Origin of the sequence: Polaromonas sp. (assembly GCF_030689685.1) — a bacterium.
In the GTDB taxonomy this organism is placed as follows: domain Bacteria; phylum Pseudomonadota; class Gammaproteobacteria; order Burkholderiales; family Burkholderiaceae_C; genus Polaromonas.
This window is the reverse complement of sequence record NZ_JAUYEY010000051.1, coordinates 25284-37268: the sequence shown is the minus strand read 5'-3', so window position 1 is coordinate 37268 and position 11985 is coordinate 25284. Positions and strand designations below refer to the sequence as shown.

At 61.7% G+C, this 11985-nt stretch carries 11 protein-coding genes and 1 pseudogene; 8 read left to right on the top strand and 4 right to left on the bottom strand.

What is annotated here, in order from left to right; genetic code table 11:
* Positions 1-103: 103 nt before the first annotated feature.
* Positions 104-586 carry an Lrp/AsnC family transcriptional regulator gene (locus tag Q8O29_RS12620; protein ID WP_371134230.1) on the top strand — a complete coding sequence of 161 codons (483 nt, stop codon included), beginning with the start codon at positions 104-106 and terminating at the stop codon, positions 584-586.
* A 48-nt stretch (positions 587-634) separates the two neighbouring features.
* On the opposite strand, the gene Q8O29_RS12615 is transcribed toward Q8O29_RS12620, so the two are convergent.
* A complete protein-coding gene (locus Q8O29_RS12615; RefSeq protein WP_305563293.1) occupies positions 635-1621 on the bottom strand; it encodes a LysR substrate-binding domain-containing protein in 987 nt (328 codons plus the stop codon).
* 119 nt (positions 1622-1740) lie between these two features.
* Here Q8O29_RS12615 and Q8O29_RS12610 point away from each other — a divergent pair, with 119 nt between their 5' ends.
* Positions 1741-2349, top strand: a complete 609-nt coding sequence (locus Q8O29_RS12610; protein WP_305563291.1) for a DUF2917 domain-containing protein — start codon at positions 1741-1743, stop codon at positions 2347-2349.
* Positions 2350-2366: 17 nt separating this feature from the next.
* Here Q8O29_RS12610 and Q8O29_RS12605 read toward each other — a convergent pair.
* A pseudogene (locus tag Q8O29_RS12605) lies at positions 2367-2558 on the bottom strand (TfoX/Sxy family protein); the annotation flags it as partial.
* Between the two features lie 159 nt (positions 2559-2717).
* On the opposite strand from Q8O29_RS12605, the gene Q8O29_RS12600 reads away from it, so the two are divergent.
* From Q8O29_RS12600 to Q8O29_RS12585, 4 genes are all read left to right on the top strand, one after another.
* Entirely contained in the window at positions 2718-3776 is a 1059-nt protein-coding gene (locus Q8O29_RS12600; RefSeq protein WP_305563290.1) for a Fic family protein, read from the top strand.
* Entirely contained in the window at positions 3773-5995 is a 2223-nt protein-coding gene (locus Q8O29_RS12595) for a hypothetical protein (RefSeq protein WP_305563288.1), read from the top strand. The genes Q8O29_RS12600 and Q8O29_RS12595 overlap by 4 nt, the downstream gene beginning before the upstream one ends.
* A gap of 47 nt (positions 5996-6042) precedes the next feature.
* Positions 6043-6639 (top strand): TetR/AcrR family transcriptional regulator, encoded by a 597-nt coding sequence (locus tag Q8O29_RS12590; protein WP_305563286.1) that lies wholly within the window; start codon positions 6043-6045, stop codon positions 6637-6639.
* Between the two features lie 90 nt (positions 6640-6729).
* A complete protein-coding gene (locus tag Q8O29_RS12585) occupies positions 6730-7719 on the top strand; it encodes an MBL fold metallo-hydrolase (RefSeq protein ID WP_305563284.1) in 990 nt (329 codons plus the stop codon).
* 172 nt (positions 7720-7891) lie between these two features.
* Here the strand turns inward: Q8O29_RS12585 and Q8O29_RS12580 are convergent, their stop codons facing one another.
* Complete coding sequence (locus tag Q8O29_RS12580; protein ID WP_305563282.1) at positions 7892-8296, bottom strand: BLUF domain-containing protein; 405 nt, start codon at positions 8294-8296, stop codon at positions 7892-7894.
* Between the two features lie 77 nt (positions 8297-8373).
* On the opposite strand from Q8O29_RS12580, the gene Q8O29_RS12575 reads away from it, so the two are divergent.
* On the top strand, positions 8374-9135 hold the full coding sequence (locus Q8O29_RS12575) for a Crp/Fnr family transcriptional regulator (RefSeq protein WP_305563280.1): 762 nt from the start codon (positions 8374-8376) through the stop codon (positions 9133-9135).
* A 298-nt stretch (positions 9136-9433) separates the two neighbouring features.
* On the opposite strand, the gene Q8O29_RS12570 is transcribed toward Q8O29_RS12575, so the two are convergent.
* Positions 9434-10354, bottom strand: coding sequence for a DUF6279 family lipoprotein (locus Q8O29_RS12570; protein ID WP_305563278.1), 921 nt, complete (start codon positions 10352-10354; stop codon positions 9434-9436).
* On the opposite strand from Q8O29_RS12570, the gene glmU reads away from it, so the two are divergent.
* On the top strand, positions 10353-11765 hold the full coding sequence (gene glmU / locus Q8O29_RS12565; RefSeq protein WP_305563276.1) for a bifunctional UDP-N-acetylglucosamine diphosphorylase/glucosamine-1-phosphate N-acetyltransferase GlmU: 1413 nt from the start codon (positions 10353-10355) through the stop codon (positions 11763-11765). The genes Q8O29_RS12570 and glmU overlap by 2 nt on opposite strands.
* The last annotated feature ends 220 nt before the right edge of the window (positions 11766-11985 follow it).

Genomic DNA, 11985 nt, shown 5'->3' with positions numbered 1-11985 from the left:
ATGTTTTTTTGAATCTACATTTTTTCTTCTAAATAGCATATAAATTTCATTTATTGAAATTTTTGTAATATTATTTCAATTAATTTAAAAATACGGAATTAATGTGGTTTCAGACATCGATGACATCGACATCAAACTGCTTGAAGTCTTGCAGGACAATGCCTCGCTGAGCAACCAGGCATTGGCAGCGTGCGCGCACATTTCACCGCCGACCTGTCTTCGGCGCGTCAAACGACTGCGGGACGCCGGCCTGATCGAGCGCGAAATCGCGATTCTCAACCCCGACAAGCTGGCCAGCGCCTTAGGCCACGGCCTGACAGCGCTGGTTGAAATCACGCTGGACCAGCAAGGCACCGAACGGCAGGAAGCATTCGAAGCCCGCGTGGCGCAGGACAGCGCGGTGCAGCAGTGTTACCGCGTCTCGCCGGGTCCGGACTTTGTGCTGGTGGTGCACGTCAGCGACATGCCGGCCTACCTGGCGCTGGCGCAGCGCTTGTTTACCAGCGATGCGAATGTGCGCAACGTCAAGGCGTTTTTCAGTATCAAGCGTGCAAAGTTTGAGCCAAAACTGCCTCTGGCCCTTTAGCCACGGGCGCAAGTAGCTATTAAATTCATAGCATATTGGCGCAGACCCTCAATCAATGTCATCCACCGTGTCCGGATCCGGCACATCGCCAATCGCCTGGCGTGTCAGCGCGCCCTGCACCAGCAGCCAGTCGCAAAAGGCCTTGACCTCCGGCCGCGCCGCGCTGCGCGGGCCGACGATGAGCCAGTAGGCCATAGGCGAGTCGAGCCGCAGGTGCGGCAGCGGCTCGATCAGGTCGCCCGAGGCCAGGCTTTCGGCGATCAGCGGCAGGCGCGCCAGCACAATGCCCTGGCCGGTCAGCGCCGCCTGCACCATCTGGTAGGCGTAGTTGAAATAGAGCCAGCGTTTGCCTTCAAGCTTGGGCGTGCCATTGACCTCCAGCCAGCGCCGCCAAGTCAGCCATTCCATATGCGTGGCGTGTGAATCGCCGGCTTCGATCAATGCGAAATTGGCGAGGTCTTCGGGCTTTTTCAGGCGCGGGCTGCTTTTAAGCAGCCAGGGGCTGGCGACCGGCGTGAGCTGTTCGCCAAACAGCCGAATGGCGCCGGAGGACGCCATCCGGCTGGCCGGGCCGTAACGCAACGCCATGTCCAGGTCCGAGGTATCCAGGTCAATCGCCGAGTCCGACGCGTCAATGCGAATGTCCATGTCGGGGTTGTCACGCTGGAAGGCTTCGAGCCTCGGAATCAGCCACATCGATGCAAAGGAGGCGAAGGTGGTGAGGGCCACGCTTTTGCGGCCCGCACTCTGGCGGATCTGCCGCACAGCGCCGTCGATGCGTTCCAAGGAAGGCGTCACGGCGCGCAGCAAAATGCCACCGGCGCCAGTAAGCTCGACGGACCGGGTGTGGCGGTGAAACAGGCTCAGGCCGACCTCTTCTTCGAGCGCCTGGATCTGCCGGCTCACTGCGGACTGGGTCAGCGCCAATTCTTCCGAGGCGGCGCGAAAGTTCAGGTGTCGGGCGACAGCTTCAAAGGCGCGCAACTGGCCGGCGGAGATCGGCCGGGAGCGCAAATGGGTCTGGGAATGCTGCATGGCAGGGTTTTCGATTCATGCGTTTATGGAATGAATAGCCTAACCCGAATTCATTGGACTGCCAAGCACCGCGCGAGGATCATTCACTCGGCCTTACTGGCTTTTGATGGAGAACTGCAATGACCACCTCGACCCACTTTCCCCTGCAATCATTGAGCGGTGCTGATGCGCTGTCGGGCTGCTGGAAGCTGGGCAGCGAACGAGCCTTGACCTTGCGGCCGACCCAGCCCGGCGTGCTGCGTATCGCCCACGGCCAGGTCTGGATCACCTTCAACAACGCGCATCAGGACGATGGTGTGCGCGGCGGCGATCATTTTCTGGGCGCGGGCCAAGAACTCAAGCTGCTGCCGGGCCAGGTGCTGGTGATGGAGTCCTGGCATGCGGCCAACGCATCGCCCGCCTATTTCAGCTGGGACCCCTTGCCCGTCGCAGCCGGTCTGGCGCTTGCGAATCCCTCACGGCATGCACTGGCGCAGCGAGCGGTCAGCCTGCCCTGGCGCGCCGGTGTGGCTCAGCCGCTGCGCGACTTGCGTGGCGCCCTGGGACTGGCTGCTGCGGCCTCGGGCCGGCTCGCTTTTGGGCTGGCAGGTGTGTTTGGGGCCGCCTTGCTGGTGCTGCTGCCGCGTTTTGTCCTGGAGCGGGCCACCGGCCGCGCCCGCACAGCCTTGGCCGCACGCGCCTTCAAGGCGCAGGCCAGCGAAAGCCGATCCCACTGCGCCATCAGTTGAACGGACTCCATGGCGTCGTCGGGCGCGCTGTAGTAGTTCAGCTTCATGGCCTTGCCTTTGGCCTCATAAATAAAAGGCCGGCAGCCGGCAGCTTCAAAGGCGCTGCGGGTTTCGTCGTCGGCCTTGAGCCACAGGGTGTCGCCGCCGCCGAGATCGGCCAGCAGCGCGATGTTCAGCCCCTCGGTGCTGATGCCGAAGCCGCCGAACATGCGGCGTGCCTTGCACGGACCGACGCTGCCGAGCAGTTCGCAGCAGTAATGGGAAAAGGACAGGTCCACAGGCATGGTTGCAGTCTAATTTCAAAGTCAAGCCTAACGGCGTGAAGGTCTGACATTGAATGGGTGCAAATGGGTGTAATATTGGGTGTAATGATCCAGCCCAACAGCGTCCAGATCACCCCTGAAATCTTGAGCCTCATCGCCAGTGTCGATGAGTTCAAAGGGGCTTGGCGCGCGCTCGGCACGCTCGCGCCGGACCGCCTTTCGGCGTTGCGGCGCGTGGCCACCATCGAGAGCATCGGTTCGTCCACCCGCATCGAGGGCAGCAAGCTGTCGGACCGCGAGGTCGAGCGTCTGCTGTCCAACCTGCAGATCAGGTCGTTCGCCACACGCGACGAGCAGGAAGTGGCCGGCTACGCAGAGGTCATGGAGCTGGTGTTCTCCTCTTGGCAGGCCATCGCGCTGACCGAAAACCACATCAAGCAGTTGCACCGCGACCTGCTCATCTACAGCGAGAAGGATGCCTGGCACCGCGGCAGCTACAAGACTTCATCGAACAGCGTGGTCGCGTTCGACGAAGACGGCAAGCAGCTCGGCGTGGTGTTCGAAACCGCGGCGCCTTTCGATACACCACGTTTGATGACCGAGTTGGTGGCCTGGTTCAACGAAGAGCGAGAGAATCAAGGAACAGGCCGGCTCCATCCGCTGCTGCTCATCGGCATCTGGGTCGTGGTCTTCCTGGAGATCCACCCCTTCCAGGATGGCAACGGCCGCCTGAGCCGCGTGCTGACCACTTTGCTGCTGCTAGAGGCCGGCTATGCCTATGTGCCGTACAGCTCACTCGAAAGCGTGATCGAGCAGAGCAAGGAGGCGTACTACCTCGCATTGCGGCAGACACAAGGCACGATCCGGACCGATGCCCCGGATTCGCAACCGTGGTTAATCTTTTTCTTGCGGGCGATGGCGGAACAGGTGCGCAGGCTTAACCGCAAGGTCGAGCGCGAGAAGCTGGTGCTCGCCGCACTGCCCGAGTTGTCGCTGCAGATTGTCGAGTTTGCACGTGACCATGGGCGCATGACGATGGGTGATGCGATCCGTCTGACAGGTGGCAATCGCAATACACTCAAGCAGCACTTTCGGGCGTTGGTGGAGCGCGGAAATCTGGAACAACGTGGCAGTGGGCGCGGGGTTTGGTACCAACTTAAGTGACAACAACAGACGAGCACAGCAGCAGCTACTACGAGTTGCTGTTTTCCAGGCAATTGGATTTGGGACAGTCCGCTAACGATGCTGCCGTGACTGTGGCCGAGGCCTTCCTGGACGGCAAACCTGCAAGAAGCGGCAAGTTCACGGCGACGGATCGACTCCAGGCTTTCTGGTCGTCTGCTTTTCTCATGGCCTTGCCGTCGGTCGTTTGGCTGACCGAGCCAATGGTCCTGGCGTTGGCGCGCTACATGGGGCAGGAGCGCTACGCGAACCTCACGCTGATCGCGCATGTCGCTTCCGTGACCCCAGAGGCCGTTCGCCGCGCGGCACGTTACTCAGGTCTTGTGCTGCGGCAACACTCGCTTCGCTGGGGCGAGATCGAAGCCCTGCGGCATGTGCATGCAGCCGAGTTCGACGAGTTCGTCCGCATCTTCGAGATTTTCGATCTGGCCCACCGTGAGCGCGGGGCGGCGGTCGCGTTGTTCGAGCGGCCGCTGGCTCTGCTCACGCCGTTGGAGCTGTTGGTGTACGCCAGTCTCTATGCCTTCGAGCATCTGGTACCTCGTGCACTCGGGCTCGTCCCGAAGATTGACGGCGATATCGACATGCAGGAGGGATGGGATGCCATCAACGATCTGCTCGCCTGGAAGCTCACGACCTGCGATCCGCGCAGCCTTCAACTCAGCGATGCAGACATCGGAAGCTCCTTGCGGCAGCACCTATCGCCGTTTCTCTTCCCCTCACGGGAAGGGTCGCTTCCGCGTGACGACCTGTACCGGGCGTTCCAGCATTTGATGGACGCGCAAATGGAGCTGAACAGCTTTATCTCGCAGTCAACCGACGCCTTAAGCTACGACGACGGCATCCGCTTTGTGCGCAACAGCGACCGTCTGGAGATTCTCGAGGTTGACACCGGCCAGCGGGCCGCCTGGGAGCGCGATAGCGAGAAACTCACGCGCCTGCACAGCTATTGGCTTTACCGCGGCATGGACGCGCTGATGGCTTCCGAGTCGATGCTGGCGATGGTCGGTCCCGAGAATTTCGAAGCGAATCTGCAGGCCTTTGCCAAATCCATGGGTTCGCAATTGCAGCTGCAGGAAGTCTACGGACTGGCTGAAACGGTGCGGACCGAATCCGGCCTGCCTGTCGATGTGTTCCGGGCGCTGCTGGCGATGGAATTGATGACGGCCTTCTTCATGAAGAACTTCCTGCGACCCTATGGCGAGTATCTGGAGCAGTTCGGCGATGGTCGGCTTGCGCTGGGCCGGCTGGCATTCGTCGGCCTGCTGCAGGGTGACATGCAGAACCGCTTTCCGATCACATGGTCGGACAAGGCCGCCAAGGTCGAACGCATCAAGTCCTGGACCGTTAGCTCCGAATTCCCCCAAGGCCACGCCAAGGCCGCCGAAGCGATTCTCGACTTCTGGACCAGTGACTGGACGGCTCTGTCGGCACGGCTGCGCAGTCATGAACCCGGCCTGCAGCCAACGCTGCTGGAGCGGCCCATGCTGAAGATGGGGCGTCATCTGTTCCAGCTTCCCTGGATGGTGGCACTGCAGAACAACGCGACAGCGGCCATCAACAACCTGCGGCGCATCGGATCACGTCGCATGGAAGCGCGGGAGGAAACCCGCCGCATTGAACAGCGGCTGGGCGAACAGTTCGAAAGGCGAGGTTTTCGCGTACTGGCCAACCACCAGCCTGCCGTGCTCGACGAGGGCGACGCTGGAGAGATTGACCTGCTGTGCGCCCGCGACGGCCACTTGCTGGTGCTGGAAGTTAAGTCCACCTTCCTGCGTCGGTCGAAGAAAGACGCATGGATGCACGGCACCACCACCTTGCGCAAGGCCGGCCTGCAACTGCATCGCAAGCTGCGGGCTGTGCGTCATGCACTGACCTCGGACCCGGAATTTTTGCACCCCTTGGGGCTCTCATCCACCGACGGGATGCCCACGATGACGGGCTGGATCGTCGACACCTCGATTGAATGCGATCACCAGCGCTTCAGCGGTTTCCTGAAGGTGTCGCTGGAAGAGGTTTTGATTGCCCTGCGAGACGACCGTCGCTTGCTCAACGATCCCGATGGCTTGCTCCGCCAGAAGCGGGAGGATGGCGAATCTCCACCCAGTGCGCCGTGCTGGACGCTGTACACGGACGGTTTTTCCGCAGCACGGTTCATCGAAGTGATTGACCAAGAGAGTGTGTGGGCAATGCCAAAATGACGGCCAACGTCCAATTTAAAAGCCGACTCCGTGCTTCACAATAGCGCATGGCCCGTCCCAAATCCGCCACCCACGAGCTTCAGCGCGAAGCCATCCTCGATGTGGCTGCCCAGTGTTTTGCGCAGCGCAGCTACGTGGCCGCCAGCATGAACGACATTGCCGCCGCTTGCGGCACCTCCAAGGCCAGGCTGTACCACTACTATGGCAGCAAGGAGGCCATCCTGTTCGACCTGCTGGACCGCTACACCCAGCATTTGCTGGCCATCATCGGCCAGACCGAAGCCAGTGCCCAGCGCAAGAACCTGGACGACCGCGCCGCGCTGCATGAGCTGATCCGCAACTTTCTCGACCAGTATGAAAGTTCAGCCACACGCCATGTTGCGCTGCTGGGCGACACCAAGTTCCTGGGCGACGTTCAGCGCGAACTGATCCTGGACCGGCAGCGCGATGTGGTCTCGGCCATGACGCGTTTTCTCAAGCGCGCCTACCCGCTGCGCATCACCGCAGCCAACCAAACGGCCGTGACCATGATGCTGTTCGGCATGATCAACTGGACCTTCACCTGGATGCGCCCCGACGGGCCCATGAGTTATCGGGCGTTTTCCGCAGAAGTGGTGACCATGCTGGAGCGCGGCCTGAACTGACCGTCTCAGCGTTTTACTATTCGTAATAAGTTACGTATAGTAAAATTCCAGGCAAGGGCCAGTACGGACCCGCCAACCCACGGAGACCCCATGTCCAAAGCTTTTGCCTCGCAGTCCGACCTCACGGACAAAAAAATCACTTTTGAACAACTCAGTGCGCATTGCTGGGCCTACACCGCCGAGGGCGACCCCAATTCCGGCGTGATCATCGGCGAAAAGTTCATCATGGTCAGCGACGCGACCGCCACCCCGGCGATGGCGCAGGATTTGATCGCACGCATCCGTGCCGTCAGCGACAAGCCGATCAAGTACGTGCTGCTCACGCACTACCACGCGGTGCGTGTGCTGGGCGCCAGCGCCTATGTGGCCGAGGGCGCGACCGAAGTCATCGCCAGCCAGGGCACGTACGAATTGATCGTCGAGCGCGGTGCCGAGGACATGCAAAGTGAGATGGAGCGTTTTCCGCGCCTGTTCCGCAATGCCGAAAGCGTGCCCGGCCTGACCTGGCCGACCCTGGTGATCGCCGGCGGCAACCCGGTCAAAGGCGAAGTTCCGGGCAAGCTGGTGATCGACCTGGGCGGCGTGCGCGTGCAGATCTGGCACCCCGGCCCCGGCCACACGCGTGGCGACACGATTGCCTGGGTGGCCGAAGAAAAAGTGCTGTTCTCCGGCGACCTGGTCGAGTACAACGCCGGCGTCTATACCGGTGACGCCCAGCTCGAAGAGTGGCCGGCCACGCTGGAAACGCTGCGCGCGCTCGGGGCACAAGCCATCGTGCCGGGACGCGGCGAAGCCATGAAAGGCGCTGCGGATGTCAACAAGGCGATTGATTACACGGTCCAGTGGGTACAAACGCTGTACCGCTGCGGCAAAGAAGCCGCCGCCGCGAAGATGGACCTGAAAAGCGCGATGGCGCACACCCGTCAAAGCATGGACCCGATCTTCGGCCAGGTCTTCATCTACGAACACTGCCTGCCGTTTGACGTGAGCCGCGCCTACGACGAGGCCAGCGGGATCAAGAATCCGCGCATCTGGACGGCACAGCGCGACAAGGAAATGTGGGCAGCGCTGCAAGCCTGATTTCACTGATCGAGCCGACGCGGATTATCCTCACCCTTTTGCGCTTCGATCCCCGCGAGCGGGGCCCCTCGCAGGTCGCAAAAGGGCTCGCCACGCATCTGGAGGGCACAGCGCGACAAGGAAATGGGGACGGCGCTGCAAGCCTGACACTCGGGCTCTACAGGGGCGCGCCTTAGCTGTCCATATCGACGTTGGGGATAAGCGCCAGAAATTGCGCCATCGCCTGTTCCGCGCCGGCTTCTTCGATGCGCGCCAACACGTCCACGTCATCCACCGTGACATAGCCCAGGCCGAAACGCCGGAAACGGCGTTCCGCAAGCGGTCCATGGTGAAGTATTTCGACGTTGACGTGGCGCAGGTCCTGCCGGATACGCTCGATCAGCCTGAGCACCTGCTTGCGCGGCCCCTCGATCTGCTGGCAAAAACGCATGCCGTCGAAGATCAGCAGGCCGGTGACGCCAGCCACTTCGTTGGCGGTCCGGGCTTTCGCGGCAATTTGGGAAACAACCTTTACGGGGGAGTCGGGGGAGAGGGTGCTGACATAGAGCACCTCGTGCAATTGCAAGGCTTTTTCCATAGGTGGCGTGTAATGTAGCCAGAGGGCGCGGCCGCAACAATGTCAAAAGACACAGGCGTTCAGTACTAAAATTCCGCGTGGTCATCACCCCTCTTTCCAACACCAGTGTGTGCCCCCGGCACTGCAAGGATTGCCGCTTACGCGCCCTGGACGCCTTCAAGCCGGTGACGCCGCAGGAGCTGGGCTTTATCCAAAGCCTTCGCAGCAGCGCGGGGTTTGCAGCGGCCGGCACCTCTATCATTTCGGAGCAAAACCCCAACGGCAAACTGTTCACGCTCTACGCCGGTTGGGCCTTTCGCTACAAAACCCTCAGCGACGGGCGCCGGCAGATTCTCAATTTCCTGCTGCCCGGTGACTTCATCGGCCTGCAGCAGGAGTTTGCCGATGGCGCCAGCCACGGTGTGGAAGCGTTGACCGACGCGACCTTGTGCGTTTTTCCGCGCGATGGTCTATGGGACCTGTTCCGGCAGTTTCCCGGCCTGGGTTACGACGTGACCTGGCTGTCCGCACGCGAGGAAGGCATGGTCGACGAAAACCTGCTGACCAACGGGCGGCGCAACGCCACCGAACGGGTGGCCATGCTGCTGATCCACCTGTACCGGCGTGTCGAGTGGCTGGGGCTCGCGACCGATGGGTCGATTGAATTTCCAATCAACCAGCAACACATCGCCGACGCGCTGGGCCTGTCGCTGGTGCACACCAACAAGACCTTGCGGCGCCTGGCACAGCTGGGTTTGCACCAGGTCCGGGATGGGCGTCTGCGCCTGCTCAACCCCAAGGCGCTGCACCGCCTGGCGGACTACTACGACCTGCCCCTGCGCAAAGTACCTTTGTTGTAGGCAGGCTCTGACGCCAGCGCGCTGTGCCGGATGACAGCCTCAGCAACACAAGCTTTTTAAGCTGATTGACCTGTCTAACCGACGCGGTATCGACGCGATACCGACGCTCCGCGCAAGAAAGCCTTGATGAACAACAAAATTATTTTCCGGCCCGGTTTGCTTCAGCAGCAACCCCGGCGCCCGGGCAACCAGCTACAGCAGCAAAGCAGCGGTTCGGGCGAATTCCAGCCGCCGCGCGGCGGGCTACTGGGCCAGGCCTCAAGCCCGACCCGGCAACACAGCAGCGACGGAAGCCGCGTTAAAAATCCTGCGCCGCCAAAATCCTGAGGTCCCGAGCATAGTCCGCCAGCGTCTGGACCGCCTTCGCGCGCTGCGCCAGGCTTGTGCTGTTATGCAGCAGCGCCAGTGTTTTGCAGTTGTCGCGCGTCAGCTTTTCCTGGTAGCTGCGGTAGACCGGATTCGGTGAGTTGAAAGACCGCTCAAAGTAGCCCCTGATCGCTGATTTGGCCTGCGTTGCCGTGGCAGCGCCGGCTGCCAGGGGCGCCTGGGTTTGCAGCGCATCCTGCTGACGGCGCTGATGCTCGGCCAGAGACAGGCTGGCGTCAAACACCGATTGCGCGATCTGCCGGCGCAAAACCGCCAGCTGCTTTTCTTCCAGTGCGCCATACAACATTTCGGCGCGGCTTGCGGCTTTTTTGACACGTTTGTCGATGCGCGACGCCAGCGTGCCTTCCAGAAAGTCGCTCTGGTACGTGCGGTTCAGTTTTGAGAATTTGCGCTGGAGAAACTTCAACTGCTCGGGCGCCAGCGTTCCCGCAAGCTCGGCAACAAGCGGCTCGGCTCGACTCGAAATCGCCAGCAAGCTGCTGCGCAGATCGTCGGTGGCGCTGCACACCTGCGCCTCGTCCAGGTCGCCGGGCAGCAGTCCTTGCCATTTCTTCAGGAAGTCGCTGTAAGCCGGCAACTGGTTACTACGGTGCCAGCGCTGGATTTTCACCAGTTCTTCCTTGACCCGGCTGGTCTGCGCGCCGCTGAAATCAAAATAGCCGTCGAGCTGCAGGAAAGCCAGCTCGGGGGCCTGGTTGTAGGCGATTTTTACCGCGCTGCAGGCGCTCAGCAGGCCGGCCAGTGCCAGCAGCGCGGTAAGACGGATAATCCGTAGCAAACCTCCAGATTGCGCCGTTCGCGCGCCACACACACAAGGCACAGGAAATTTCATGGCACCTCCAGTTGATGTCGTCATCATGGCAGCGGGCAAAGGCACCCGGATGAAAAGCCGGCTGCCCAAAGTGTTACACCGTTTGGGCGGTCGTGCGCTGTTGACCCATGTGATTGACTGTGCGGCGCGGTTATCGGCACGGCGGGCAGTGGTGATCACCGGCCACGGCGCTGCCGAAGTCGAGGCCGCCCTCACCGCAGCGGCGCCCAGCGGCTTGCAACTGGCTTTTGCGCGGCAGGAGCCCCAACTCGGCACCGGCCATGCGGTGCAGCAGGCCATCCCTCTGCTGGGCGACGACAGCATCACGCTGATACTGTCGGGCGACGTGCCTTTGATGCAGGCCGACACCCTGCAAGCCCTGCTGGCGCAATGCGACGGCCAGCGGCTGGCGCTGCTGACGCTGAGTATGGCCGACCCCACGGGGTATGGGCGCATCGTCCGCGCCGGCAAGGAGCCGTCGGCGCAGGTACGCGCCATCGTCGAGCATAAGGACGCCAGCGAGGCCGAACGCAGCATCCCCGAAATCTACAGCGGCATCATGGCCGTGCCGACCCGGCTGCTGCGCGACTGGCTGGCGCGGCTGGACAACAAAAACGCCCAGAACGAGTACTACCTGACCGACATCGTGAAATTTGCAGTAGCTGACGGCGTGGCCGTGGTGGCGCACCAGATCACCGACGCCGCCCAGGTGGCCGGCGTCAACAGCCCGGTGCAGTTGGCCGAGCTTGAGCGGATCTACCAGCTGCGAATTGCCACTGCCCTGATGGAGCGGGGCGTGCGCTTGGCCGACCCGTCACGGCTCGATGTGCGCGGCACGCTGGACTGCGCGCAGGACGTGGAGATTGATGTCAACTGCGTTTTTGACGGCGCAGTGACGCTGGGCGAAGGCGTGCGCATAGGCGCCCATTGCATGATCGCCAACGCCAACATCGCCGCTGGCGCGGTGATCCACCCGTTCACCCACATTGACGGTGAAAAGCTCGGCGTGACGGTTGGCGAAGGCGCGCTGGTCGGTCCGTTTGCACGGCTGCGGCCCGGCGCGCAACTGGGCGCCGAGGTGCATATCGGCAACTTTGTCGAGGTCAAGAATGCCAGCCTGGCGAAAGGCGCCAAGGCCAACCACCTGGCCTACGTGGGCGATGCGGCCTTGGGCGAACGTGTCAACTACGGTGCCGGCAGCATCACCGCCAACTACGACGGCGCCAACAAGCACCGCACGGTGATCGAGGCCGATGTGCACATCGGCAGCAACTGCGTGCTGGTGGCGCCGCTCACCATAGGCGCGGGCGGCACCGTGGGCGCCGGCTCGACCATCACCAAAAGCACCCCGCCCGGTACGCTGAGCGTGGCGCGCGGCAAGCAGGTGAGTCTGGCGACCTGGCAGCGGCCAGTGAAAGCACCGAAAGCCTGATGCTTGAGGTGTTTTATGCTGTTAGCCCATGACCAGCGGGCATGAGAAGCTATTGAATTCATAGCAATTTTATCGCATCGTCCGTCATCCCGGACCTGATCCGGGATCCATGTTCACCGACTAATCAGCTTGTTTCGTGGCGCAGTGGTGTGCCAACTAGCCGGGGGTTGCCCGGCGGCAACTCACTTTCTTTTTGCGTCGCCAAAAAGAAAGTAAGCAA

Bases quoted from the DNA above. Each gene is read 5' to 3' on its own strand.
- Q8O29_RS12615 (WP_305563293.1), bottom strand. From the start codon at position 1,621: ATGCAGCATTCCCAGACCCATTTGCGCTCCCGGCCGATCTCCGCCGGC.
- Q8O29_RS12610 (WP_305563291.1), top strand. From the start codon at position 1,741: ATGACCACCTCGACCCACTTTCCCCTGCAATCATTGAGCGGTGCTGAT.
- Q8O29_RS12600 (WP_305563290.1), top strand. From the start codon at position 2,718: ATGATCCAGCCCAACAGCGTCCAGATCACCCCTGAAATCTTGAGCCTC.
- Q8O29_RS12590 (WP_305563286.1), top strand. From the start codon at position 6,043: ATGGCCCGTCCCAAATCCGCCACCCACGAGCTTCAGCGCGAAGCCATC.
- Q8O29_RS12585 (WP_305563284.1), top strand. From the start codon at position 6,730: ATGTCCAAAGCTTTTGCCTCGCAGTCCGACCTCACGGACAAAAAAATC.
- Q8O29_RS12580 (WP_305563282.1), bottom strand. From the start codon at position 8,296: ATGGAAAAAGCCTTGCAATTGCACGAGGTGCTCTATGTCAGCACCCTC.
- glmU (WP_305563276.1), top strand. From the start codon at position 10,353: ATGGCACCTCCAGTTGATGTCGTCATCATGGCAGCGGGCAAAGGCACC.
- Q8O29_RS12570 (WP_305563278.1), bottom strand. From the start codon at position 10,354: ATGAAATTTCCTGTGCCTTGTGTGTGTGGCGCGCGAACGGCGCAATCT.